Raw genomic sequence first — 25,422 nt, forward strand, 5'->3', positions numbered from 1 at the left:
CACCGAGGGCGAGCGAGCGAACGGGGGGACCGGTCGCCGCCGCGCGGGAGGTGGACCAGCCCCCGCCGCCCCCGCGTCCGAATCCCTTCGGAACGGCGTCGGGGTCACGGGCACGTTCGACATTGCCTTGCCGCGGTTCAAGCACCATGGCAAGACGGGGGACAACGCTTGCCCTGCAGGGCGACGAGGGGCGCCGCGGTAGCGGCGCCCCTCGTACCGATCAGCGCGCTGCGGCGCGGAACGGATCGGCGAACCGCGGATCGGTCAGGAAGGTGCTGTCGGTCAAAGCGTGCAGGAACTCGAGCAGATCCGCCTTCTCCTGCGGCGTCATCGGGAAGCCGGGCACCAGCCCGCTCTTGTGCGGGTTGGCTCGCCCGTCGCCCGCCCACGGACCCGAGCGCACCAGTCGGCCACCCGCGGCGTAGGTGTCCAGGACTTCTTCCAGGGTCGCGATCGAACCGTCGTGCATGTACGGTGCCGTGACGGCGACATTGCGAAGCGTGGGGGGCCGGAATCTGCCCATGTCGGTCGAGTCGAACGTCGTCTCGAATACCCCCTGGCCTCCGGGCGGATACGCCCCACCGCCGACGTCGTAGAGACCCGTGTTGTGGAAGACACGTTCGTCGAAGGCGCTACGTGCGTGGACGCTCGCCACGCTGAAGTTGAATCCCGAATGGCAGTGATGGCACTCGAAGTCCTCGGAGAGGAAGTGGTCCAGCCCCCGCTTCGCCGCGTCGGACAAGGCCAGGGTGTCGCCCTGGGAAGCGAAGCGGTCGTACGCCGAGTGACCCGAGATGAGCGTCCGCGTGAAACTCGCCAGCGCTCGTACGACGTGGTTGAACTGGATCGGGTCCGCCGCGTCCGGGAACGCCGCTTCAAAGAGGCCGGGGTAGCGCGGATCGGCCGCCAGACGCGCCAGCACCTCCTCTTCGTGTCCGGCGATCCCCATCTCCACCGGGAGGGTCCCGAACATGGGGAGCGGGATCTGGTCCTCCAGACGCTCGAGATCGGGATGGCCCCACGTGTACGAGGCGTTGTAGGCCACGTTGACCAGCGCCATCGAGTTCCGGGGGTGCACGTCACCGGTCGACCCCACGCCCAGCCGCCGCCCGTCACTGAACGCGAGCGCTTGCGCGTGGCAGGAGGCACACGACTGCGTCCCATTGCCTGACAAGCGCGGATCGTAGAACAGATAGTGGCCAAGTTCCACCTTCTCGGCGCTCATTGGGTTCTCGGCGGGCACACGCGGCACGGGGAACCCCGGTGGGAGGTCCCAAGCATACCCGACGCCCTCGGCCACCACGGCTGCGGAGCCGGGGGACGTTTCCCCCGACTCCGATCCGTTCCCGCACCCCGCGAGCACGAGGCTCGCCGCCAGCAACCGCTTCATCGCTGGGCGAGGCGGGCCGGCTCCGCGACGCGCGCGAAGCGCTGGGTAGCGCAGCCTTCCACGCACCGGCCGGTGGCCAGGTCCAACCCCATGCTCGCGAAGAGCGGTGCGCAGTCGGGATCGTCCGGCCCCGACATGCAGCCCGGCGGGCGGGGCACCGAACGTGACACGTCGCTGCGAGCCAGCAGCTCGGCGAGATCGAGGCGCACGACGTCGGAGGCGAGATCGAAGTCCGCGAGCTCGACCGGGAGTCGATTGGGGCGCGTGCAAGGCTCGCTCGGCGGGCTGGTCATGGCCGGGGACGCGCAGCCCGTGCTGCCGATATGGACCAGATGGGCGACGTTGGGGCGGACGGCCATCCCCGTGTCCTCGGCGACCGCGTCCGCCACGACATCCGGAACCCACAGATCGACCTTCGTGAAGATGTAGCCGGCCCGCCAGTTCCAGAAGAGCGCGTTCAGGTTGAGCGGCGCGGGCGCCAAGGTCACGTCGCCGTGGTTCTGCGCATCGGGCACCCCGAGATCGAACCGCAGGCCGCTGTAGCGACCCCCCGGCACCCGTCCCACCACCGAGTGGTTGGTCTCGGCCGTTCCGACCTCCGAGCAACGCCCCGTGCCGTCCTCGAAGTCGAGAAGGGCCGTCCCCTCCACCTGCCAGGGCGAGGACTGGTCGAGCTCGACCGGTACCTCCCCACCATCCTCCCGTACCAGGCGTAGGTTCGACACATAGAAGCGCGCGTCGCCGATCTCCACCGTCGTCCCGGCGGTGCCGACGCCGGTGAAGCGGGTTGCACAGGCGATGGGCCGGTCGCCCAGCGTCGCCTCGAAGCTCAACTCGATGGGTTGGGGCCCGCGGTCGGCGCACGCAGTGGACGCCAGACTGGCGGCACCCAGGCCCATCACGATACGCCACCCACGGATCGCGGTCCGCGGGCACTTGCTCGACATCTCCATCTCCAGGTCCTCCGGGCAGACGAGTGGGTCGGAGCCCGATGACTCCGACGGACATCCACATGCGACCCACGGACCGCGGCACACGTCAATTGACGCGCGCCGGGTCGTCGTCCAGCAGGGCCGCGACAGTCAGACGGAGAGGAGAGGAGGCCCTCGCGACGGAGGGCGAGCGTGGTCGGAGGGTCGTTCGGGCTGCACGCGGGGACCGAGCACGAACCCGGAGCGGATCGCCCCCTGGCTCTCGAGACGGGGGCACGCCGTAGGGCCGGCTGCCTGCGAGGCAGGATTGCATCCCCCCAGACAACTGCAGGGGCCGTGGCCGCCGCCGGAGTGCTCCCCCGACGGAGGAGCGGTCCCCCCGGCAGCATGGGTCCCATGGTGGGGAGGGCGGACCTCCATGCCGACGCCCGACCCGGCCCCCATCGCATCGTGGTGGGGGCAGGTGTGCAGGTCCAGGGGCTCCGCGCCGCTGCCTCCAAGGAACGCCGGAAGGCAGAACAGCGCGATGCCGGCCCGGACCCTCATGAGTGCGGCGGTCCTACGCGCCATCCCACACTCCCGAGCGGGTGCAGAGAGTAATGTGGGAGGCAGAAAGACGGTTCCACAATGCCCCGCCGTCGCCGTGACTCCACCGGGCGTTGAAGGAAGGGCGCGCAGTAAGGGGACGGAAGGGAACCGTGAGTGGCAGGCCCGGCTGGCCCGGCCCCCGGAGGGACCGGGCCAGCCCGCTGCTTCAGGCCTCCGCGAGATCCCGCACGGCGTCGGCCAGCATCCGCACCTTGGCGGCGTCGGACGAGCCCCGCGCGTCGGCATCCAGCGACGACGCCAGCGTGGTCAGCGCCGCGCTCCGCGCTGCGCCGGACTGACGCTCGGCGCCGTTCAGCGCCTCACGGACCGCCGCGATGCGGCTGGAGGACAGCCCACCCGAGCGCACCAGCTGGTCCACGTACGCGCGGGTGAGCGCAAAGCTCGACGGCCACACCAACTGCGGTTGTTCCTGGGCGTTCAGCTCGCGGAACACCACCGTCTTCGCGGCATCGATCTCGTTCTGCGTGATCCACGGGCTGGGCGTCAGCTCGAAGATGTCCAGACCACGCGCGATCTCCGAGCTCACGATCATTCCGTTGTACCAGTAGACCGACCAGGAGCCTCCGCTCTGCAGCCGCTCCGGGTTGACGGGGCCACGGTCGTGGAACGCCAGCTCCACGGGTCGGCTCGGATCGGTCCAGTCGAAGATCGAGATGCCGCCCTGATACCAGCCCTGCACCATCACTTCGCGGCCCGGGATCGGGATCAGCGATCCGTTGTGCGCCACGCAGTTCTCCAGCGATGTCTGCGGTGCCGGCATCTTGTAGTAGCTCTTGAACTGCATCTTGTCGTTCTCGAGCGTGAAGATGGCGTTGGCGCCCCACTCGTACTTGTCGGTGTCGCGGCAGCGGGGCTGCGAGCCGCCGCCCCACTCGTCTGTGAACAGGATCTTGGAGCCGTCGTTCGAGAACGTGGCCGAGTGCCAGAACGAGAAGTTGGAGTCGGCCACCGCATCGATCCGGCGCGGGTTGGCCACGTCCGTGATGTCGAGCAGCAGCCCGTACCCGCCGCAGGCGCCACCGGCCCGACCGATCGCCGGGTAGACGGTGATGTCGTGGCACTGCGTGGGACCCGTCCGGGCCCGCTCCGGCCGCGGCCGAGCACCCCGGGCCGCGCGTCGGGCCTCCGCCTCCGGATCCGGCGGCTCGGCGTGCCGCGGAGGCGCGGCGAGATCATTGAAGATCCGCGGCGAGCTCACGATCGCGGCGGCCTGCGGATTCGCCAGCGGCACGCGGATGACCTCGATACGGAACAGCGCGGAGTTGGGGTCCTCGTCCGGCGTGAGCGCCGAGCAGCCCGGCAGCTCGCTCGGTGAGCGCACACCCGCCGAGCCCGAGATGTAGATGTAGATGTTGTTGCGATCGTTGGGATCGGAAACCACCGTGTGCGTATGCGAGCCACGGCAGGTCTGCACGTTGGTCAGATACCGCGGATTGGAGATGTCCTTGATGTCGAAGATACGGATGCCGCGCACGCGGTCGTGGCTGACCGTGTCGGGCACCCCGCCCGTGCCGCAATCGAGGCGGCCAGTGAGACCTTCGGCGGACACGAAGAGCAGATCTCCGTAGACGGAGACGTCGCTCTGCGACGCCGGGCAGAGATAGTCCTTGACCAGAGTGGGGCGCTCGGGGTTGGAGATGTCCCAGACCATCACCCCGTTGTAGTTGCCCTGGATGGCGTAGTTGCCCTTGAAGGCCAGGTCGGAGTTGGTGACACCGAAGAAGCCCTCGGGCGACGGCGTGGTCGACACGAGGCGCAGGTTCCAGGCCGTCTCCTCCGCGTCGAGCAGGCCGGCGGCGAGACCGACCCGCGGATCGGGGCTCGGGATCCGCACCGCCGACAGCGGTTGAGGCGCAGGCCCCGAGTCGGCGCGGGCGGACATCGAGGGCGTGGTGGCGCAGGCGGCCACGTAGACCGCGCCGGCCGCCAGGGTGGCGGCCAGGAGCGGGAGGCGCAGCGAGGCGGCTGCGGGCGGTGCGTGCGAGCGTTCGGGTTTCACGATGGGTTCCGGTCAAGGGATGGTGCGGGAGGTACGACGGGGCGACGCTTCACGGCATGGCGTCCAACATGGTATGCATGCGGTCGATCTCGGTGGTCTGGTCCGCGTAGATGTCGGACGCCAGACGGAAGACCGTCTCGTCCTGACCGCCGCCGTAGGACCCGAACAGCTCGTCCACCATCACGATCGCCCCCTCGTGATGCTGGATCATGTACGTGAGGAACAGTCGGTCGAACTCGGCTCCGCGCGCGGCATCCAGGCGCTCGAGCTGCTCCGCGCTCAGCATGCCTGGCATCATGGCCGAGTGGTCCATCCCATGCATTCCGTGCGCGGGGTCGGTGTCCGGCACGGGCTGTCCGCGGTCGGCGAGCCACGTGGACATCAACTGGATCTCGTCCTGCTGGGCCACGACGATGCGCTCGCAGAACCGCTGCAGGGCTTCGCTGGCCCCGTGGGACGGAGCCCAGCGGGCCATGACCACGGCCTGGGCGTGGTGATGGATCATCCCGGACATGAACCGGACGTCGGCTTCGTTGACCGGAGGGCGCGGCGCGCGGGCCGCGCGCTCCCGGGCATCGGCCGCGCTCAAGGACGGCTGCCCCCCGCCTCCCCCGGCGCACGCCGAGACGGCGCCGAGCAGGAGCATGGTCCCCACACCCAGTGCGGCCCGACGACGCATCGGTGGTCCTCCTCGCAGCCCACGGTCACGGGTCCCTGCGGGACCCTCGAGAGCAGCCATTGTAGGCCGGACGAAAGCGGACGGAAAGCGCCCGACGCTGGGTCGGGGGCGCGATCCTGGCCGCGGGACGCTACCTTGGCCGCCCTCGACGAATCCGCTCCACCGTGCCCAGGACGCCCGATGCGCGCACTGCCGTTCGCCTGCCTCGCCCTGACCCTCAGCCTCGGCCTGCCCCAGGTGGCGACCGCCCAGCAGGGCAAACGGCTCAATCCCGTGATCTCCCTGCTGGAGCGGGGGCACCCCGTCTTCGGGCTGTACGCGCCCAGCGCACGCCCTCCCCGAGGCGCTCCCGCGGACGCCCCCACGAAGACCCCGGCCGACCTGGCGCGCGAGACGCTCGGATTCGATCGGTCGGACTTCGTCTTCGACGGGAGCATGGAAGGCGGGGTGGACCGCGGGCTGCCGGCCTTCACCCAGTTCGCGGGCGCGCTCATGGCCGCGGGTGGAAAGGCGGGCACCCATCCGCTGATCGTGAAGATGAGCGAGATCGCTCCCGATCCCACCGGAGCGGCCCGCGACATTGCCCGGCAGCTCAACTCCGGCGTGAGCGGGATCATGTTCGTGACCGTCGAGAGCGCCGACGAGGTGCGGCAGGGCCTGGCGGCCATGCGCTTCGAATCCAACGGGGGAACCCGTCCCGACCGCGAAGTGGGCTCCGCCCCGGCCTACTGGGGGATGTCGGAAGCGGAGTATCGGCGGAGGGCGGACCTGTGGCCGCTCAACCCGGAAGGGGAGCTCATCAACTGGACGATCGTGGAGAGCAAGGAGGGTCTCGCGCACGTGCGGGAGATCGCCGCGGTCCCTGGGATCGGCGTGCTGTGGCCAGGCGCGGGAACGCTCCGTCGTGTCTTCACGACCACCGACGCGAATGGGCAGCAGAACTTCGACGCGGAGGGGTGGGAGAACGCCATCCAGACCGTCCTGGCCGCCTGCAAGGAATTCGACGTGGCGTGCGGCTACCCCGCCAACGCCGACGACATCGAGATGCGGATGGCGCAGGGGTTCCGCGTGTTCGTCATGGGGTGGGGCGAGCGCGGCTTCGAGACGGTGGACATCGGACGGAAGGCGGCGGGGCGCTGACCCGCAGCGGGGCTCCCCGGATGGAACGTCGAGCCCGCCGGCGTCCGGCGGGGTCTTCCCCACCGAGTGCGACCTGGAGCGTCGCTACACGCGGCTGGTGGCCGGCCCTCTCCTGCTCGGGGGAGCTTGCACGCGCTGTCGCGCCTGAAGCGGAGGCGGGACGGGGCGGGTCGCGGCTGACCCGGCCTCAGGCCGGATGGACCGTCACAGCATCCGCGCCGACCGGCCGGGCGCCCAACGCATCCAGGACCAGGGCCGTGGACAGCCCCACCGCGACCCCCGTGATGGATCCCACCACGATGGCGGACAGCGCGGGCGCCGCGCCCATCGACGGCATGAGCGCCCGGAACACCGGCTGGAAGCACCAGTACGCCACCGTCCATCCCACCACGTTCGCGGCCGTCCACAGCCAGGCAGGTGCGGCGGCTGCGCGCGCCGCCCGGGCCTGGGCCTGCCCCACCAGCACGCCATCCAGGGCCCCGCGCAGCGTGGTGGCGATCAGGCCCGCCGCGGGAAAGCCCACGAGGGGGATCTGCCAGCGGATCACGACAGCGCCCAGCGTCCAGGCGCGCCAGCGCCCCCGGTCGACGTCGAGGCCGAGGCGCCCGAGGCCCCACGCCTGGATGGTGCCGAGCAGCAGGCCTTCGAGGACGCCCGCGATCAGCCGCCCGGTGAACGTCGTGGGAAACAGGCGCAGCATCCCCCCGAGCACGATCCCCGACGCGACGAAGCCGAGCGTGGTGGCCAGCGTCCACTGCACCACGCGGGTCTGACGGCCGGACCACGCGTCCGCGGCGCGCAGCGCCGAGCCGACGGAGGCCTGCACCACAGGCAGGGAGAGCGGCCCGACGGAAGCGCCCGCCGGCGCGGACGGCGCCGCCACCGCGGCGTGGTGGGCGGCCGGGGCCTCCGGGAACGGCACCGCCTCCCCACTCCAGCGCGGGTTCCGGGCCAGGGCCAGGCTCCCCTGCTGGCTGTAGACCCACTTGCGCGGCGTCTGGCCGCTCCCGTGCTCCACGACCCGACCGTAGGCGAAGTCGTAGAGCGCGTCGAGCGAGACGAACGGCTGCCCGGGTGCCGCCAGCCCGGAACGCAGGCCTTCCAGCAGGTAGTGGGTGAACAGCGACAGCTCCGCACGCTCGATGACTTGATCGCCCTCCAGCGCGTATTGGGTGGCGTCCGACGCCGTCAGCACCACGCGACCGAAGCCCGTGCCCGCGAAGGTGTCCGCCGTCAGCGCGGTGGGGTCGCCCTTGGTGCCGCGCACGAACGCGCCGCTGTTGCAGCAGTCGAGGATGAGGACCTGCCGCTTCGAGCGGCAGTCGTCCATCTGCTCGACGATGTATCCGGAGGGCACGGCGGTCGCGCGCAGGCGGTCGAGCTCGGTGTCGCGCAGGGCCAGGTGCAGCCGGCCGCGGTCGTCCTTGACGCCGTGCCCGGAGAAATAGAGGAGGAGCAGGTCCTGCGGATGTCGACGCGCGAACAGATCGTGGATGGCGCTCCGGGCTTCGGACTCGCTGGGATCGACCAGCTCGCGTACTTCGTCGAAGGCACCGATCGCGGGATCACGCAGCACGGCCGCGAACGCGCTCGCGTCCGCGGCCGGCGTCTTCAGGCGCGTGAGCGTCGCGTCTTCGTGGTGGTTGTTGCCGATGACGAGCGCGACGCGTCGCATGGGGCTGCGTCAGGCCTGGGCGTCCGGGCCGTGCAGCGTGGACAGCATGGTCACGAACTCGGACGGCGAGCCCTCGAACTTCACCCGCTGACCCCCGACGCGTCCCTCGAAGCGGACGGTGGCGCGGGTCTGGTTCATCCGGCGATTGATGAGCGTGGCTAGAACCGAAAGCAAGGTGGGGGCGACCTGCACCACCAGACCCGCGAGGTCGGCGCCCTTGCTCCCCGGAGGGCCCGCGCGGGCCTCGAGGACCGCCGAGTCGACGTCGTGCTCGCGCACCTCGAAGAGCAGATCGCGCAGCGCTTCGTCGGCGGCTTCCGGATCGTCGTCGCTTCCGTCCAGATGGACGGAGAGTCGGAGGGACTCGTCCATGACGGCCGGGGGGCTTGGGGGGAGACGGGGAACCGACCGGATCCCGCATTGTGGCGGGGGAGGACGGCGTTCGTCCAGACCCGCCGGTCACCGGAGCCGGACCGTGGTCGGGCGGGTCAGGGATTGATCGCCAAGCGGTCCCAGTGGAAGCGGGCACCTTCGGCCACCTCCCCCAGCCGCCAGGTCCACCCGGCGAAGTACACGTAGACATCGCCCTGGACGAGCGCGTCCGGCAGCTGCGTGCCGGCGGGCAGGCCGGCGTGCTCCATGTAGAGCACGTCGTTGACGAACACGCGGACGGCATCGCGCTCGAGCTCGAGGCGGAAGCGATCCCGGCACAGCAGGTCCGGGTCTCCGCCGTCGCACACACGCCAGGCACGGTCGCGGGCCCCACCCACCGGACCGGGCTCTCCGCCGTAGACGCGCGTCGCACCCTCGTGCTGGAAGAAGCTGATCTCGAACGTGCGGCCCGCAGTCCCCCGGCCGGAGTCGTCGAACAGCGCGCAGATCGGAACGCGCTCCGACTGGAGCCGGCACCCGAAGGACCAGCTGCCCGGGAACTGCGCGTACGCATAGAGATCGCTGTTGCCCCGGGCCGTGGGCTCGGGCGCGGTCGTGACCACGATCTCGGGCCACACCCGACCTCCGTATTCGCCGATGCCCGCGGCCACCGTGGCCTCCACCACCAGCCGTCCGCCCTCGAAGCGGAACGTGCGGTCGGGACGGAGCAGCACACCCTCGCAGCCGTCCGTGCCGACGTCCGCCATCCAGTGCTCGTTGTGGCGGAAGTGACGCGCGGAGCAGTCCGGCGAGAAGGCCGGCGCGTGGTCGAACACGCGGTACGCGTCGTCGACGGACGCGAAGGACAGGTGGTGGTCGAAGTCGTCCGTCCAGCGATTGGGACCCGACGCCGCGGTGCCCGGGCCGGTGACGAGCTCCCGGCACCAGGCGGGCGCGACCGGCGTCGGCGCTCCGAGCAACGCGATCTCCGCGCATCCGTCGGCCACGCCTTCGGGTCCGGTGGGTTCGGCGGGGGGACCGGCGCTCTCACAGCCGGCCAGGCCCCCGAGGGCGCAGAGCAGCAGACGGACGGGGCGGGTATTCATGGCGGGTCCTCCGGTCGGCGGACGGCGGTGGGCGTCGTCGGCCCTGCTGCAACCCACCGGCCACGCAGCGTGCACGCAGCGGTCGCGGAGCCTTGGCCCTGGATGCGGCCGACCGGCGCGCGCGCTCGCGCCCCGGTGACCCGTTTCGGGTCAGCTCTCCCGCCCGAGCCGGAGCGCATTGAGCGTGACCGCCAGCGAGACCCCCAGATCCCCCAGCACCACCGCTGCGATCAGCGAGACCCACCCGAGCGGGACGCCCACCACCAGGATCGCCTTCACCACGATGGCCGTGGCGACGTTCTGTCGGATGACCCGGCGCGCCCGGCGCGAGAGCGTCAGCAGGTACGGAAGGCGGTCCAGGTCGTCGCCCATCAGGGCCACGTCCGCTGTCTCCAGGGCGGTGTCGGAGCCGGCCACACCCATGGCGATCCCGACGGTGGCCCGCGCGAGGGCCGGCGCGTCGTTCACGCCGTCGCCCACCATGGCGACCACGCCGAACCGCTCCTCGAGCGCGTCGATGGCGCGCAGCTTGTCCTCGGGCAGGAGGTCGGCCCGCACCTCGTCGACCCCCAGCGTACGCGCCAGCGCCGTGGCCGCGCCTTCGTGATCGCCGGTGAGCAGCGCGATGTGCTCCACACCGGAGGCCTTGAGGTCGGCCAGCGTGCGCGCGGCGGCGTCACGCGTGCGGTCGGCCACACGGATCCAACCGAGGACCTGTCCGTCCCGCTCCACCGTCACCACGCTGCCGTCGCCGTTGCGTCGGGCGGTGTCGGCGTCGGATCCCGCGCCGCGCCCGACCGCGTGCGCCACCCCGTCGAGCCGAGCGCGCACGCCGACGCCCGGCGTCGACTCGAAGTCCGTCACGCTCCAGTGCCCGTGCACGCCGCGCCGCTCGGCGGCCTCCACGATCGCCCGTGCGATGGGATGGCGCGCGCGCGCTTCCAGCGCCGCGGCCCGCGCGAGCACGTCCCGCTCCTCCGCCCCCGCGGCGGGTTCGATGGCCACGACCTCGGGGTGCCCGTGGGTGAGCGTTCCGGTCTTGTCGAACGCGAGCGCCCGCACGGCGCCCACGGCCTCCAGGTACGCCCCTCCCTTGATGAGCACGCCGTTGCGGGCCGCCGCGGTGATGCCGCTCACGACCGCGACCGGTGTGGAGATGACGAGCGCGCAGGGGCAGGCGATCACGAGCAGCGTCAGGCCGCGCAGGAACCAGGTCCCGAAGTCGGCACCCAGCAGCAGCGTCGGTACCGCAACGACCAGGACGGCGGCCACCGTCACCAGCGGCGTGTAGATGCGGGCAAAGCGTTCGACGAAGCGCTCGCTGCGGGCTTTGCGGCGGGATGCGCTCTCCACCAGCTCCACGATACGCGCCAGGGTGCTGTGCGTCGCGGGCCCGGCCGCGGTCACGCGCAGGAAGCCGTCCCCGTTGATGGTGCCGGCGAACACCTCGTCACCGATCCCCTTGTCGACCGGGAGCGGCTCTCCGGTGATCGGGGCCTGGTTGATCGCGGAGGCCCCTTCCGCGACCTGCCCGTCCACCGGGACCCGCTCCCCCGGCCGCACCAGCACTGCGTCGCCGGTGGTCACGGCATCGGCCGGGACCACGGACTCCACGCCCTCACGCAGCACGCGCGCGGTCTGCGGGGAGAGGCGCATCAGCGACTCCACCGACGCCCGGGCACGGTCGAGGGAGTGGCGCTCCAGGAGCTCCGCGATGGAGAACAGGAACGCGATGGCCGCAGCTTCGCTGAACTCACCGATGCCGATCGCGCCCAGGATGGCGATCGTCATCAGGAAGTTCATGTCGAGCGAACGGGTGCGCAGCGCGCCCAGCGCCTTGGGGAAGAACGCCGTGCCGCCGACCAGCGCCGCCGCGGTCCAGAGCAGCTCCGCCACCCCCACCGGCTCCCCGAGCCATCTCAGCAGGGTGGGGCCGCCGCCCAGGGCCTCGAGCAGCCAGCCCAGCAGGAAGAGCGCAATGGCGGCGTACGCCACCCGGGCTTCCGCACTCGTCCAGGTGGACGGCGCCAGCGTCGGGGTCGCGCCGGCGACCGGCTGTGCCAGGTATCCGAGGCGTCCGATCTCGCTCTGCACCCGCTCCGCGTCGGTGCGGACCGGGTCCATCTCCACGGTCAGGGAGCGCGCCACCACGTCCCCGTGGACCGCAACGACACCGTCCACGCCGTTCAGGTGGGACTCGATGCGGGCCACGCAGGACGGGCAGTCCATGTCCTGGATGCGGAAGCGCACCGGGGTGCGCGCAACGCCGCCGCTCCCCGCGTGATCCACCGGCGCGGGTGGAGCCGCGCCGCGCCCCGTTCTATTCACGGGCATGCTCGAGGCCGATCCGGAAGAGGTCGATGATGTGGTCGTCGGCAAGGCGGTAGTAGGCCATGCGCCCGTCCCGGCGATAGCGCACCACGTGCAGCTGCCGCATCTGACGCAGGTGGTGGCTCACCGCCGACTCGCTCACCCCGACCACGGCCGCGAGATCGCATACGCAGAGCTCGTGCTCCAGGAGCGCCTCGACGATCCGCAGGCGTGCGGGGCTGGCGAGCAGTTGGAAGATCTGGGCGAGCCGCTCCAGGGAGCGCTCGTCCGTCTGGACGGAGCGCACGGCGCGCACCGCGGGAAGATCCACCGAGCGGACGGCGCAGGCATCGTCCTCCGCGGGCGGGTCCGGGCTCCGGCCTCGGCCTGGGGCGGGAGAAGGGCTGGACATGCCCCCATTGTATGAAGATCTGCTCATACGTTCAAGCAGACGCCCGCTCCCCCCCGTGCCGGCCCCCCGCGGGGTGGGCTTCTTGCAGCCGGCCGCTTAACGAATGCGCCGCGCCCCGCGTCATCCCCGGTGGAGCCACCGCGCACCCCGCACCGCGGCCCGACCGCGATTGGAGCACCCGATGAACCGGACCCTTCTCGGCGCCACCCTGGCCACGCTGGCCCTGGCGAGCGCCTGCAGCGAAGCCGGGACCGACCCGGCCGGCGATCTCGCCACCGACGAGGCCGCGTTCCTGGCCGTCGACAGCGACGCCCTCCTGGCCGGCCTGATGGCGGCCCAGTTCGCCGCTCTGGAAGGCGACGTCGGCGGCTTCGCCACCGACCTCGCGGTGGGCATCGCCGCGGAGCCCATCGTGACGACATTCGACTTCGCCCGGACCGCCCCCTGCCGCGCGGGCGGCCAGACGGTGGCGACCGGCTCCGGCACGCGCACCTTCGATCGTGACGCGCAGAGCATGGAGATGGAGGCCAGCGGCACCCGCAGCATCGAAGACTGCGCCCGGACCCGCAATGACGTCACCTTCACGGCAAACGGCAGCGGCAGCTTCGAAGTGCACCGACGCCGCGTCGCTGGCCATCCCGATGGGCTGCAGACGCTCGACCAGGTGGGCGGCTTCGTGATCACCACCACCGACGGCCGCACGGAGGAGTGTGACTACGCGCTGCACCGGGTCTACGATCCGGAGTCGGGCCAGGTGAGCCTCACCGGGACGGTCTGCGGACGCACCATCGATCGGACGTTCCCACACGACGGGAACGGCTGAGCCGGACCACGGCTCTGCGACCATGCCTGCGACCGACGCGCCGGCGGTGGAGCCTCCACACCTGGAGGCGGAGCCGAGCGATGACGAGCTGGTCGGGCGGGCGCGGGCGGGAGACGCCCGCGCCCTCGACCGGCTCACGACGCGTCATCTGGGCTCCGTCTATCGGTTGGTCCTGGGCATCGTCGGCGATCCAGACGTCGCCCAGGACGCCACGCAGGACGCGTGCGTGAAGGCCGTCCGCGCCCTGTCCGGCTTCCGGGGGGACGCGCCGTATCGGAGCTGGGTGCTCGCCATTGCGGCCAACGAGGCCCGTACGCACCTCCGGCGGGTGCGGGCCCGGCCGTCGGTGGCGCTCGAGGATGCGCCCCCGCTGGTGGCGCCGGGACCGACTGCGGAGGAAGGCGTGGTCGTGGCCGACGAAGGCGGTCGCATGCGCGCCGCGCTGCAGCGGCTGCCGGAGAAGCAGCGGCGCTCGGTCGAGCTGCGCGTGTACGAGGGGCTCAGCTTCCGCGAGATCGGAACGCTGATCGATTCCAGCGAAGGCGCGGCGCGCGTGAACTACCACCACGGGGTCCGACGACTCCGGGAGCTGCTGAACCCATGAGCACTGGACACGAAGACGTGCGGGATCTGCTGCCCGACCATGCCGCCGGTCGTCTGCCGGAGGCCGCGCGGGCGCGGGTGGAGCGGGCGCTGTCGGAGGACGGCGACCTGCGCGACGAGCTCGCCCTGCTCACCGCGCTGTGGCGCGATCGGCCGGAGCCGCCTGCGGACCTGGCGGACCAGGTACGCGCGCGTGTGGCGTCCGAACTGCGCGGAACGCCCGCCCCGGCGCGGGGCCGCTGGCCCATGTGGCAGCTCAGCGCGGCGGCGCTCGTGGTCGTGGCGCTGGGCACGGCGCTGATCTGGCAACGGCGCGGCGAGCCCCAGGCCGCAGACATCGAGGCGCTCCCCCGGAGCTGGACGCTGGATGAATCGATCGTGGCGGGCGGGCTGGTCCTGGACGCGCTGTCGGACGAGGCCCTCCGTACCCTGGCGCAGGAGCTGGAGCGATGAGCGCAGGAGCTGGAGCGAGGAGCGCAGGAGCTGGAGCGAGGAGCGCAGGAGCTGGAGCGATGCGACGCGTCCTCTGGATCCTCCTGATCGGCGGCCTCCTGGTGCCGGGACCCGGCTCCGCACAGGCCGGTCCCCCGCGCGCCGAATTGCAGGAACGGGTGCGGCGTGCCTTCCTCGAACGCATCCGCACCGAGCTCGACCTCTCCCGGGACGAAGGGGCTCGCTTGCGTGACGTTCTGGAGTGGTCCGAGGCGGAGCGCCGCCAGGTGGCGTTCGAGACCCGGCAGATCCGGCTGGACACCGAACGCTTCCTGACCGGCGGCGGGGACGACGCCGAGGCCCGGGCCCTGTTGGATGCACGCGAGCGCCTGCAGGAGCGGGAGCGCGCGCTCTTCCGTGAGGAGCAGGAGCGGCTGCTGGAGGTGATCTCACCGGCGCAGGTGGTGCGCCTCTACGAGATGCGGGAGCAGTTCGTGCGCCGTCTGCAGCAGCTCCGGCAGAACCGACCCGGCGCACCGTCCCGGAGATGACGAAACGCCCGGTGCGCAGGGGAGGCGCACCGGGCGGTCCGGACGGAGCGGGGGGGCGCTCCGCGCGGGAGGCGAGCGGTCACCGCATCGGGTGCTCCTGTGCGTACCGGTAGGCCGTCCACGCCGAGGCCAGGTGGCAGATCCACCCGAGCAGGCCGCCGGTCCCGATCCAGAAGCCGGGCGTGATGATCAGCCAGAACAGCGCCCGAAACAGGGTGCCGTTGTAGATCTGACCCACGCCGGGCACGAAGAGGCTGAGCACAGCCGCGGTGCCTGGATTGCGCATCGTTCGCTCCTTCCTGGACTCCGATGGGTGTCGCCTCCGGCCCTACGGGACGGCGGCGGTCCGGGTTTCTCAGCCGGTCGCGAGCGAGGTGCGTCCCTCACGCAGGGACGACGTCCACCGACCTGCTACGGCGTCCAGGCGAACGTGGTCGTGCGACGCTCCAGGGTGCGGCGGGGAAGTCCCAACGCCCGTACGAACAGGCGACGCACGCCCCGGGTGAGCGACCCTTCGTCCTCCTCCGCCGGCTCCGGATCGGTCTCCCCCTGCAACCACGCCTCCAGTGCCTGCAGGTCCGTGGGCGAGAGGCTCTCGACCTCGAGCGCGACGTGGTAGTAGTAGCGCCCGGCGTCGGAGGGTCGCACCGGCACCTCGAGACGGCGGGCCAGCGCCTCGCGCACGGCGTCCAGGCTGACGGCTTGGGTCGGCTCGGCGTCCGCGGCCTCCACCGTCCAGGCGTCCGCCCCCCGGCTCCGGACGCTGGCCCGCCATTCGTAGCCGCCCACGCGTCGATCGACGAACCCGTCCTCCCACAGGGTGACCACGAGGCTCGCGCGGAGCGGGAAACCGTCGCGCAGCGCCTCGGCCAACTCGCCGGATCCCACGAGGTCGCCCACCTCCACATCGAGCACGCCTTCGTACGCGCGGACGCGCCAACGCAACGGTCCGCTGTCCTGGGCCGCGACCGCGGGGGCCAGCAGCGCGAGCACCAGCGCCGGAAGCGCGAGCGACCAGAGCCGCACGATCAGAAGCGGTGCTCGAAGCGGACCAGGAAGCGGACGGGATGCTCGTCCCCGTCCAACGGCACCGCCAGGAGCAATCCCAGATCGCTGATCCAGATGCCCGCGCCGGCGTCCATCACGGTGTCGGTGTCGGCCCGGCCGGGCGCGGGATCCCCCGGCTCGTCCACGACCCATCCCCGACCGGCGTCGAAGAACAGCGACCAGTCGAAGCCCAGCTCCACCCAGGGGCTCTCGTCGTCCCAGTCCTCCCAGTTGCCCCAGTCGTCGGGGCCGCGCCTGCGGCCGTCGTCGCCCCAGTCGAAGTCGAGGAACACGCTGCCGCGGTACTCCACCTGCGCGAGCGCGAAGCGGTCGCAGCCGTAGCGCGCGAACGCCGGGCGACCCGTGCTGGCCAGCAGACCCCGCGCGGCGCGCGCACCGCAGTCCGCGGCGAAGAGTCGGTGTCCCGGCAGGCTCCCCGCACCTCCGAATGCATGCTGCCACTGCGGCGGTAGAGGCCGGTCGTTCAGGGCACCGCCCGCCACCACCCGCAGGTTCAGGCGCGCGTCGGGGCCCAGCGGAGCATAGCGGCGCAGATCCACGAATCCGTGGCGGAGGTCCGCGCCATCGAACGACGTGGCCGGCACCGTTCCGGGCCCGGGCAGATCGAGCGCGGGACGTTCGAGCGTGCCCTCGAGCCCGGCCTGCACCCGCGCGTGCACGTACCACCCCCCGCGGTAGGCGTCCTGGCCGTCGGGATCACCCGCGGTGACCTCCACCCCGAGCGACCGCAGCGCGCCTTCGGCCACGAGCGGCTGGGGCCGCCACGGATCATCCCGGTCGGTGAGCGTCCAGGGATCGCCGACGCCCAGCGATCCGAAGCGCTCGTCCCGGTACACGAGCCCGAACCGCGCTTCCTCGTCGAACAGCCGCACCCCGGCGGACGCGGACCACCCCTCCACGTTCACGTAGTCGCGGTAGTCCTGGTGCAGGACGAGCGTGGCCAGCGAGGCTTCGGCGTCGGGGAGCCCCCAGTCCTCGATCGCCTGCACCCGGGAATAGAGATGGCCCCCCAGATAGGCCCCGGAGTAACGGCCCAGGCGCTGCTCCAGCCGCACGGAGTAGCCCAGGTCGTCCGCGTCCGCGTCGAAGCCGCTCTCGGTCCGCCAGATGGCGAGGGCCTCCAACTCCAGTGGGGTGGCGCCCGCCGTGCGGATCCGCGGGCCCAGCCCGATCGGCAGCCCCTCCACGCGGTTGTAGGTCGGCCCGACGCGCGCCGTGATCGTCGCCTCCGGCCCGCGGAAGGACCGGTCGCGGTCGCGTGGCTCCCGCCGCGGAGAGGGCGCGCGCCGCTCGCGGGCCCGTCGCGACGGCTCCGCGTCGCTCACCCGGTCCACGGTCACGGTGCCTCCCACGTGCCCGTCCGCCGAGCCCCGCAGCCGACCGCCGAGCAGGATCACGTCGCCTTCCACCCAGCCACCCGATCCGAAGACGAGGTCGCCGCCCTGGACCAGCACGCTCCCGTCCACCACCCCGTCGACCCGTAGCGTGCCGTCCACGACGGCGACGTTGCCCGCCGCGGTCACCCCGTCGTGGATCCGGGTGTCTCCCCGGAAGCGGTCCGTCTCCGGGCTCTCCCAGAGGGTCCGGACCTCGTCGCGAAGCGAGGACGGCACGTCCTGCCAGCGGATCTGCTGGGTGGCGGCCTCCCCCGGCGCCCACAGCAGGAATCCGGCGACGGTGATGGAGATCGCCCACCGGCCCACCCACCCCCACCGGGGATCGCTCGCCGGCACCCAGAACCCGACCCCTCGCTCCGTCCCGGCCCGTCCCATGCCCCACCTCCGCGGCCTGCGCGTCTCCTGGCTCCGGGCGGGATCAGGGCAGGAGCGGGGCCACGGTCGAACGAGCGGCGCAAGCGGTTGAGCGATCATCACTTGCCCGTGGGGGACACGCGGTGCCCGCGCCGGCCCGCGCGTGTGGATCCGACACGACGTCGTGTCATTCGGACACACTTCCGTCGGTGCGCAGGCCCAGACGCGTCAGGCGGCGGTAGAGGTTGGCGCGGTCGGTCCGGAGCAGTCGGGCCGCCTCCGCCATGTTCCCGCCCGCACGGTCGAGCGCGTCCTGCAGCAGCGTGCGCTCGTACGCGTCGAGCTGCTCCCGCAGGCTCCGCGGGCCGGCCAGCGCCGGGGGCGACGCGGATGGCGTGGCGGGTCGGGTCCGACGCCCCGTGGCCAGCACCGTCTCGGCGGCCTCGCGGTCGATCGGATGCTCGCCGTGCAGGATGGCCAGCCGCTCGACGACGTTGAAGAGCTCGCGCACGTTCCCGGGCCAGGCGTGGGCCCGCAGCACGGCCACGGCGTCCGCCTCGAACCGCGGCGTCCGGATGCCTTGGCGCGTGCGCAGGCGCTGGACCGCGTGCTGCAGGAGCGGCTCGATGTCTTCGCGCCGATCGCGCAGCGGGGGCAGGTGGATGGGCACGACCTCCAGCCGGAAGAGCAGGTCCTCGCGGAAAGCCCCCTCCTCGACCCGGCGGGCCAGATCGCGATTGGTGGCGGCGAGCACACGCACGTCCACGGCGATCTTCGTCGTGCCGCCCACGCGCTCGATCACGCCCGACTCGAGCGCCCGGAGCAGCTTGGCCTGCGCCTCCGCGCCCAGGTCCCCCACCTCGTCCAGGAAGAGCGTGCCGCCGCTCGCCAGCTCGAACCGGCCGAGCCGGCGCTCCGTGGCTCCGGTGAAGGACCCCTTCTCGTGCCCGAACATCTCGCTCTCCACGAGCCCGTCCGGCAGCGCGGCGCTGTTGACCCGCACGAAGGGGCCTTCGCGTCGGGCCGACAACCCGTGGATGGCAGCCGCGACCAGCTCCTTCCCCGTGCCGCTCTCCCCGGTGATGAGCACGCGCGCGTCCGTGGCCGCCACGCGCTCGACCCGCCGCCGCACCTCGACGAGCGCCGGGCTCGTTCCCACCAGCTCGGTCCCCGGGCCGAGCTCCCGCTGCAACGCCCGCGTCAGGTCCCGGGCCCGACCCAGCTCCAGCGCACGACGCAGCGTGAGCAGCACGCTCTCGGGAGTGATCGGCTTCTCGATGAAGTGGAAGGCCCCGCGTCGGGTGGCTTCGACCGCATCCGACAGCGCGGCCTGCCCGCTCATCATCACCACCGGTAGCGCCGGCGCGCGCTCGCGCAGGCGCGCGAGCGCATCCAACCCGTTCATGCCGGGGAGGGCCAGGTCGAGCAGGACCACATCGGGGCGCAGCGCGTCGAGGTCCGTGAGCGCGCGCTCCGCCCGATCGACGTCGCTGACCGTCCACCCCTCGCTCTCCAACAGCGCACGGAGGCTGCGGCGGATGTTGTCGTGGTCGTCGACGATGAGCACATGCATGGGTTCACTTCCCTTCGGGGCCGGACGCCGGCGCAGCGCCGTGATCGGGCGGGGCCGGCAGCCACACGGTGAAGCGCGCGCCTCCCTCGGGGCGATCCGTCGCGTCCACGGTGCCACCGTGGACCAGCACGGTCTGACGGACCAGCGCGAGGCCGATACCGGACCCTCTACGCTTGGTCGTGACGTCGAGATTCCACAGCGAGTCCCCGAGCAAGGGCGGAAGCCCCGGTCCCCGGTCCTCCACCACCACGCGGGCCCGACCCTCCACCGGCGCCTCGACGCGCACGGTCACGGGCGCCTCTCCCCCCCCGGCGCCGGCACCCGCTTCCTCGCAGGCCTCCACGGCGTTGGTCACCAGGTTGAGGAGGGCTCCGCGCAACGCGTCCACGTGACCGGGGACGAACACCGGGCCGGGGGGCCCGTGCACCTGCACCGCAATCGGCCCGTTCGCGAACCGATCGGCCGTCTCGCGCGCCAGCTCCATGAGGTCCACGGGCGCGGGCGGCCCGTCCGGCGCGCGACCGACCTGCACGAACGAGCGCGCCAACGCGTCGAGACGGCCGATCTCCTCCAGGAGGATCGACGCGTCCCCACGGTCGGACTCCGTGCTGGCGCGCCGCAGGACCTGATGCGCGGACAGCTTCATGGGCGTCAGCGGGTTCTTGATCTCGTGCGCCACCCTGCGGGCCATCGCGGTCCAGGTGGACAGCCGCGCCGCTTCCACCGCGCTCTCCCGACCCGCCCGGATCCGCACCGACATGGCCTGGAGGGCATCCGCGAGGGTCTCGAGCTCACGTACGCCGGAGTCGAGCGGCCCGGTCGGCACGCCCTCATCGCGGGCGATCCCCTCCGTCCACCCCACCAGGGTCTCCACCGGGCGGGCGAACCCACGCGCGAGGTGCCGGGCAGCCAGCCAGGCCAGCAGGGCCACCGCCGCCGCGAGGGCCAGCGCGAGGAGGGGCAGGCGGTCGAGGGCGCGGCCAGCCACCGCAGCATACAAGCGAGACATGTCGCGGGAGCGCAGGAGCGCGCTCCGGTGCGTCTCCACGGCTCGGGTCAGCTCCGACGGGAAGGGCGCCTCGGCCGGCCAGGTGCGCTCCAGCGCGTCCACGAGACCCAGGCCCGACCCGGCGACGGCCGCCCAGGGTCCTGCCGAGCCCGATCGCTCGAATACGTCCGCCAGGGCCCAGGCCCCGGCGGCCACGGCCAGGGCGGTCGGCACGAGCGCGACGACGAGCAACGTGAGGAAGATCCTCTGTTCGAAGCGGCGGGGCCTCGCCATCGGTGCCTCGGACGGCTGGGGGAGTACGAACGCGACCCGGCTATGATGGGGGAAGCAGGGCGGGAGGTGCACCGGGTCCCCATGCGAGCCCAGAGGGTGCGGACCGCAGGGCGGGCGGCGCGGGGCCGCCTCAGCGCCACACCGCGTCGGTGACCCTCGCCGTGAAGAAGCGGAACTCCTCCGCCTTCCCCAACCGCCAGCCGGCTTCAAGCCGCGTGGGGATGGTGTACCCGCCGAAGTCACGATCGTCGGACAGCTCGGTGGCGAAGGGCAGCGGACCCACGGGCCCGTTCTTCGGATCGCTGTTCCAGCGCAGGAAGTCCACCCGCGCCAGGCTCCCGTCCGGCCGGACGGTGAGTGTGAGGGTCAGCGCCTCGTGGCCGTCGTCCACGCGCACACGCACCCTCTCGTCGTCCACCGCGTCCCAGCGCGCGCCTCGGGCCGGCAGCAGCACCGTCGGAACAAAGATGGACTCGCCGAGCAAGCGTCCCGCAGCCGAGCGATCGAGGTCGGGGCCCGAGGCGCGCACGATCGGCACCATACCGGCCAACCACCACCGCATCTCCCCCCTTCCGTCCACGTAGAGGTCGTAGCCGCGGATCGACACGGGTCCCATCCGCACGCGTGCCCGCCAGACGTACCCGCGCGTCGGATCCAGACGCTCCTCGGACGTCATGGTCAGCGGATCGCCATCACGCGCGAGGCGGAGGGTGCCGGGGAGCGTGAGGGTCACCGAGGACGCCAGCGGAGTCCCTGGCGCGACGGAGTGCAGGAGCCAACGGCGGGCCGGCTCCGGCAGACCCTCGACCATCGAGACGTCGAAGACCTGCGGGGACGCATGGCCATCCAGCGCATCCCACGCCCGAGCCGCCTGTCCTTCGCGCAGGAGGCGCAGGGCGACGCCGAGCGCGGTGGCGGCGCCGAGAACTCCGACGAACCCGACCAGCCCTCGGGTCACGGCGGGCCCCCGTCCGCGCCGGACCCTGCGAAGCCCACCCGCTCCACCAGCGTCCGGAACCGTGGATGGCTCCGCAATCCGACCAGTTGCGGGTCCACCTCGAGAAAGACGAGCGAGTGGGAGCGCTCGTCGTAGGCTCGCTCCAGCCAGCGGAGCGCTTCCTCGGGCTGCCCGAGGGCCTCGTACACCTTGGCGATCTCGAAGGTGGGCGCGTATCCACGCGCGTGCTCGGCCTCCAGGTCGGCGAGCAGCGTTTGCGCCTCCGCACGCCGACCGGCCTTGGCCAGGCCGCGTGCGAGCGCGGCGCGTGCGATCCCGGTGGGCGAACGCTTCGTCGCGAGACGCAGCGCCTCCAGGGAGGCGGCGGTGCGTCCGAGCTCCTCGAGCACCATCCCCCGCCACAGGTAGACGAGTTCGAAGTCCGGGTCGAGCTCTGCGACGCTGGCGAGCTGGGCCAGCGCGCGTTCGTGCTCACCGGCGTAGTAGAGCACCCAGCCCAGCGCCGAATTGGCGATCAACGAGAGGGGATCGAGCTCCTGCGCAATGCGCATCTCGCGCTCCGCCTCTCCGAACCGCCCCTGGGCGTAGAGCAGGTTCGCATACCACTGATGGGCGGTGCTGTACCCGGGGCCCAGCTCGATCGAGCGTTGGAAGGCGCGCTCGGCGGCAGCACCGTCCCACTCGTGGTAGAGCGCAACGTACCCGAGCGTCGCCCACGGCTCGGGCAGGTCCGGATCCAGCGCGAGCGCTCGCTGCGCCGACGCCGCAGCGGAGGGAAAGGCCTCGGAGGGCGGCAGGTAGTCGTAGAACCCGAGGACCGCACGCGCATCCCCCAGTCCCGCGTGCGCACGTGCGTAGGTCGGCGCCAGCGCGACCGCGCGTTCGAAGTGGTCCACGGCGGCCAGGAGACTCGGCTGCGTGCGCCGGTGCCATTCGAAGCGACCGGCCAGATAGGCGTTGTAGGCGGTGGGGTCGGCCTCGGGCGGCGGAGCGGCCGGAGGAGCGATCGCGCTCCCGACGAGGCGCGCGACCGTCGCCCGCGCGATCTGGTCCTGCAGCGCGAAGGCGTCTGCCTCCGCGCGCTCGTAGGTCTCCGCCCACAACTGGAAGCCGTCGGTCGCGTCGATGAGCTGGACCGCGATGCGCAGGCGGCCTCCCTCTCGCCGCACGCTCCCGTCCAGGACCGCATCCACGCCCAGCTGGGCTCCGAGGGCGCGCGCGTCCACCCCGCGCCCCTTGAAGGCGAAGGACGTGGTGCGGCCGATCACCCGCAGCCCCGGCACCGTCGACAGGCGCGTGATGATCTCGTCCGTCAGACCGTCGGCGAACCACTCGCCCTCGGGATCGGGGCTGAGGTCGGACAGCGGCAGCACGACCAGCGACAATGGGAGCCGGGCTTCGATCGACGTGGGGCCGACGGGCGCGGGCGCGGAGCGGCCACTCCACCAGACCGCGACCGCCGCTCCGACGGCGAGCAGCGCCAGGACGGGGGCGACGCCGCGAAGGGGGGACCTCGCGGCAGGGGCGCGCTCCGCAATGGGGGCGGGCGGCTCCGCGCGCGCAGGCGCCGGGGCGTCCCGGGTCTCGCCCCCCGCGGACGGGCGGTCCGGAGCATCCGGGTCCGTCCGGACCCCCTCCGTCCCCGGCCGCTCCTCCGGTGCCGGACCCTCCTGAGCGGGCGAAGCCGGAGCGATCCGCAACGCCGCGACGAGGCGCGCCACCTCCGGATCGGGCTCGAGGCCCAGGTCCTCGCGGACCAGCGTGCTGTGCATTGCGGCGTGCTGCACGGCTGCGGCGCGGTCACCGGCGGCGGCCAGACTCTCCATGATCCGCAGCGCCACGCGCGAGCTGTAGGGGTCGAGGGCACCGCGTTGACGCCACCAGATCGCTGCGGAGGCCGGGTCGTCTGCTGCGCCCTCGGCGAGCCCCTCGAGCGCCTGGCCGAGCTCCCGCGTGAGGCGCTGCCGCTCCGCGTCGACCCAGCGATCGAACTCGACGGCGCCCGGAATGCCGAACCCCTCCAGGAAGGGTGCCGCGTGCACCGCCACCGCCTCCCGCAGATCACCGCGCGCGAGGGCCGCCCGGAAGCGAGCGACGTCGGAATCGATGCGGTCGGGATCGAGACGCAGGCTCTCCCCCTCGGTGCGCACGCCTTCTCCGCCCACCGCCTGGTTGACGCGGTACACCGAATCCGAGAGCAGCCGCCGCCCCTGATCCGGGCCGGCGTCGGGCCACAGCAGGCCACTGACCCGCTCGCGAGCCACACCGCGATCCGTCGCGAGCGCGAGGATCGCCAGGAGGCCGAGCCGGTGCCGCTGCGTGGCCCGTCCCTCCACCCGCCCCTCCGGCCCCTCCAGGGACGGACTCCCGAACAGCTTGAGCCTGAACACGTTGGACGTAGGCGACACTGCGGCGATCAGGAGGCGAGGGAGCGGCGAACCTGGTTCGCAATGTTCGCCGTGCACGCCCCGGCAGCAACCGGACCGCTGCCGGGACTCCACGACCGAGGACCCTGGAGGAAACCATGCCGCACCTCATGCGGGCCTTCCGATCCGCTTCCGTCCTGGCCTTGCTGGCCGCCGTCGGCTGCGCCGAAGACCTCACGCCCCCCGCCGCGGTGGAGGCGCCGCTCGCTCCGGTCGCCGCCGATGCCTCCCACGCGTCCCCCGGACACGCGGCGGCCTCGTCGACTCCCGCCGTTCGCGCCTGGCTGCGGGACCTTCGGCGGGCCACCGCGCCCTACCGGCGCTTCCGCAACGCGGTCGCCGCCGGATACGGCACCGCCATCACCGGCTGCATGGAGTCCGACGCCGGCGGGATGGGCTTCCACTACGGCGACCCGACCCGACTGGACGACGTGGTGGAGCCGCTGCGGCCGGAGCTGCTGCTCTACGTGCCGGGTCCGGGCGGCGACCTGCGGTTTGTCGCAGTCGAGTATGCGGTGCCGTTCACGGCGTGGAGCGCGCCCCATCCACCCGAGATCGCCGGCGTGCCCTTCCATCGCAACGAAACGTTCGGGCTCTGGATCCTGCATGCGTGGGTGGGACAGTCCAACCCCGCGGGCATCCTCATGGATTGGAACCCGACCGTCTCCTGCCGCTGGGCCCACTGATCCGTCCCCACCCGAGGAGCAATCCCATGCCACGCTACGTGATCGAACGCGACCTGCCCGGCGCCGGAGCGCTGGGCCCCGACCAGCTCGCCGGCATCTCCCGCAAGTCCTGCGAGGTGGTGGACGCGATGGAGCCGCAGATCCAGTGGGTGCACAGCTACGTGACGGACGACCGCATCTACTGTGTCTATGTGGCGCCCGACGAGGCCGCGGTGCGCGAACACGCGCGCAGGGGCGGCTTCCCCGCCACGCGCGTGAGCGAGGTGCGGGCGGTGATCGACCCGGTGACCGCAGAGTAGGAAGCGTAGAAGGAGCGTGGCCCGGGCACCCGCTCGGGCCACGCCTCCCCCCGAGTCGGCCCGTCCCCATCCCGCTACGGATGAACCGATCGTGCACGCACCGTGCGGGTGAAACACCGAAGGGCGCTGCGGAAACCGGCGGGGACAGGCGCGCCAAGCCATCGGCGCTCGGCATGGGCGTTGCTCCTCTACCTCGCAGGTCCGTGAACCCAGGGTAGACGAACGCCTGTGCGCGTCGCCCGGTCGCAGGACCGCATCAAGGAACGAGCGAAGCGCCCGGATGTCGCAGTTGCGGCTCCCCCGTATCCGATCTCGCGACGCCACTGTTGCCTCTCGACGCAGGGGG

23 protein-coding genes are annotated in these 25,422 nt (G+C 72.3%); 7 read left to right on the forward strand and 16 right to left on the reverse strand.

Annotated elements, in window-relative coordinates; genetic code table 11:
- Positions 1 to 220: 220 nt before the first annotated feature.
- From R3E98_10275 to R3E98_10290, 4 genes are all read right to left on the reverse strand, one after another.
- Positions 221 to 1,390 (reverse strand): di-heme enzyme, encoded by a 1,170-nt coding sequence (locus R3E98_10275; protein ID MEZ4423788.1) that lies wholly within the window; start codon positions 1,388 to 1,390, stop codon positions 221 to 223.
- Positions 1,387 to 2,337 carry a metallo-mystery pair system four-Cys motif protein gene (locus tag R3E98_10280; protein ID MEZ4423789.1) on the reverse strand — a complete coding sequence of 317 codons (951 nt, stop codon included), beginning with the start codon at positions 2,335 to 2,337 and terminating at the stop codon, positions 1,387 to 1,389. Before R3E98_10280 ends, R3E98_10275 begins: the two co-directional genes overlap by 4 nt.
- Positions 2,338 to 3,076: 739 nt before the next feature.
- Positions 3,077 to 4,930 (reverse strand): hypothetical protein, encoded by a 1,854-nt coding sequence (locus R3E98_10285; GenBank protein ID MEZ4423790.1) that lies wholly within the window; start codon positions 4,928 to 4,930, stop codon positions 3,077 to 3,079.
- Between the two features lie 49 nt (positions 4,931 to 4,979).
- Positions 4,980 to 5,609: a DUF305 domain-containing protein gene (locus R3E98_10290; protein MEZ4423791.1), complete on the reverse strand. Its 630-nt coding sequence runs from the start codon at positions 5,607 to 5,609 to the stop codon at positions 4,980 to 4,982.
- Between the two features lie 180 nt (positions 5,610 to 5,789).
- Between R3E98_10290 and R3E98_10295 the strand changes: the two genes are divergently transcribed.
- Positions 5,790 to 6,749, forward strand: coding sequence for an aldolase/citrate lyase family protein (locus tag R3E98_10295; GenBank protein MEZ4423792.1), 960 nt, complete (start codon positions 5,790 to 5,792; stop codon positions 6,747 to 6,749).
- Between the two features lie 187 nt (positions 6,750 to 6,936).
- Here the strand turns inward: R3E98_10295 and R3E98_10300 are convergent, their stop codons facing one another.
- The 5 genes from R3E98_10300 to R3E98_10320 form a co-directional block, all read right to left on the reverse strand.
- On the reverse strand, positions 6,937 to 8,424 hold the full coding sequence (locus tag R3E98_10300) for a caspase family protein (GenBank protein MEZ4423793.1): 1,488 nt from the start codon (positions 8,422 to 8,424) through the stop codon (positions 6,937 to 6,939).
- 9 nt (positions 8,425 to 8,433) lie between these two features.
- Positions 8,434 to 8,796 (reverse strand): hypothetical protein, encoded by a 363-nt coding sequence (locus R3E98_10305; GenBank protein MEZ4423794.1) that lies wholly within the window; start codon positions 8,794 to 8,796, stop codon positions 8,434 to 8,436.
- Positions 8,797 to 8,912: 116 nt separating this feature from the next.
- Positions 8,913 to 9,902 (reverse strand): hypothetical protein, encoded by a 990-nt coding sequence (locus tag R3E98_10310; protein MEZ4423795.1) that lies wholly within the window; start codon positions 9,900 to 9,902, stop codon positions 8,913 to 8,915.
- Positions 9,903 to 10,052: 150 nt separating this feature from the next.
- On the reverse strand, positions 10,053 to 12,236 hold the full coding sequence (locus tag R3E98_10315) for a cation-translocating P-type ATPase (GenBank protein MEZ4423796.1): 2,184 nt from the start codon (positions 12,234 to 12,236) through the stop codon (positions 10,053 to 10,055).
- On the reverse strand, positions 12,223 to 12,528 hold the full coding sequence (locus tag R3E98_10320; GenBank protein ID MEZ4423797.1) for a metalloregulator ArsR/SmtB family transcription factor: 306 nt from the start codon (positions 12,526 to 12,528) through the stop codon (positions 12,223 to 12,225). The genes R3E98_10315 and R3E98_10320 overlap by 14 nt, the downstream gene beginning before the upstream one ends.
- Before the next feature lie 277 nt (positions 12,529 to 12,805).
- Here R3E98_10320 and R3E98_10325 point away from each other — a divergent pair, with 277 nt between their 5' ends.
- From R3E98_10325 to R3E98_10340, 4 genes are read left to right on the forward strand one after another with little or no spacing between them, the layout of a single operon-like run.
- Complete coding sequence (locus tag R3E98_10325; protein MEZ4423798.1) at positions 12,806 to 13,447, forward strand: hypothetical protein; 642 nt, start codon at positions 12,806 to 12,808, stop codon at positions 13,445 to 13,447.
- Between the two features lie 22 nt (positions 13,448 to 13,469).
- Positions 13,470 to 14,051, forward strand: coding sequence for an RNA polymerase sigma factor (locus R3E98_10330; protein ID MEZ4423799.1), 582 nt, complete (start codon positions 13,470 to 13,472; stop codon positions 14,049 to 14,051).
- Complete coding sequence (locus R3E98_10335) at positions 14,048 to 14,503, forward strand: hypothetical protein (GenBank protein MEZ4423800.1); 456 nt, start codon at positions 14,048 to 14,050, stop codon at positions 14,501 to 14,503. Before R3E98_10330 ends, R3E98_10335 begins: the two co-directional genes overlap by 4 nt.
- A 59-nt stretch (positions 14,504 to 14,562) precedes the next feature.
- A complete protein-coding gene (locus R3E98_10340) occupies positions 14,563 to 15,033 on the forward strand; it encodes a hypothetical protein (GenBank protein MEZ4423801.1) in 471 nt (156 codons plus the stop codon).
- A gap of 79 nt (positions 15,034 to 15,112) precedes the next feature.
- On the opposite strand, the gene R3E98_10345 is transcribed toward R3E98_10340, so the two are convergent.
- The 7 genes from R3E98_10345 to R3E98_10375 all read right to left on the reverse strand — a co-directional run bounded on the left by R3E98_10345 (position 15,113) and on the right by R3E98_10375 (position 24,073).
- Positions 15,113 to 15,319 (reverse strand): DUF5683 domain-containing protein, encoded by a 207-nt coding sequence (locus R3E98_10345; GenBank protein ID MEZ4423802.1) that lies wholly within the window; start codon positions 15,317 to 15,319, stop codon positions 15,113 to 15,115.
- 125 nt (positions 15,320 to 15,444) lie between these two features.
- Complete coding sequence (locus R3E98_10350; GenBank protein MEZ4423803.1) at positions 15,445 to 16,059, reverse strand: hypothetical protein; 615 nt, start codon at positions 16,057 to 16,059, stop codon at positions 15,445 to 15,447.
- Positions 16,060 to 16,061: 2 nt separating this feature from the next.
- Positions 16,062 to 17,873: a polymer-forming cytoskeletal protein gene (locus tag R3E98_10355; GenBank protein ID MEZ4423804.1), complete on the reverse strand. Its 1,812-nt coding sequence runs from the start codon at positions 17,871 to 17,873 to the stop codon at positions 16,062 to 16,064.
- 166 nt (positions 17,874 to 18,039) lie between these two features.
- Complete coding sequence (locus R3E98_10360) at positions 18,040 to 19,425, reverse strand: sigma-54 dependent transcriptional regulator (protein ID MEZ4423805.1); 1,386 nt, start codon at positions 19,423 to 19,425, stop codon at positions 18,040 to 18,042.
- 4 nt (positions 19,426 to 19,429) lie between these two features.
- Positions 19,430 to 20,707 carry a HAMP domain-containing sensor histidine kinase gene (locus R3E98_10365; GenBank protein ID MEZ4423806.1) on the reverse strand — a complete coding sequence of 426 codons (1,278 nt, stop codon included), beginning with the start codon at positions 20,705 to 20,707 and terminating at the stop codon, positions 19,430 to 19,432.
- Positions 20,708 to 20,837: 130 nt separating this feature from the next.
- Positions 20,838 to 21,665 carry a DUF6544 family protein gene (locus R3E98_10370; GenBank protein ID MEZ4423807.1) on the reverse strand — a complete coding sequence of 276 codons (828 nt, stop codon included), beginning with the start codon at positions 21,663 to 21,665 and terminating at the stop codon, positions 20,838 to 20,840.
- Entirely contained in the window at positions 21,662 to 24,073 is a 2,412-nt protein-coding gene (locus R3E98_10375; GenBank protein MEZ4423808.1) for a BTAD domain-containing putative transcriptional regulator, read from the reverse strand. The genes R3E98_10370 and R3E98_10375 overlap by 4 nt, the downstream gene beginning before the upstream one ends.
- Before the next feature lie 116 nt (positions 24,074 to 24,189).
- On the opposite strand from R3E98_10375, the gene R3E98_10380 reads away from it, so the two are divergent.
- A complete protein-coding gene (locus tag R3E98_10380; GenBank protein ID MEZ4423809.1) occupies positions 24,190 to 24,777 on the forward strand; it encodes a hypothetical protein in 588 nt (195 codons plus the stop codon).
- A 26-nt stretch (positions 24,778 to 24,803) separates the two neighbouring features.
- Positions 24,804 to 25,076: a DUF4242 domain-containing protein gene (locus R3E98_10385; GenBank protein MEZ4423810.1), complete on the forward strand. Its 273-nt coding sequence runs from the start codon at positions 24,804 to 24,806 to the stop codon at positions 25,074 to 25,076.
- Positions 25,077 to 25,422: the final 346 nt, after the last annotated feature.

Source organism: Gemmatimonadota bacterium, assembly GCA_041390125.1.
In the GTDB taxonomy this organism is placed as follows: Bacteria; Gemmatimonadota; Gemmatimonadetes; order Longimicrobiales; family Gaopeijiaceae; genus JAGQIF01.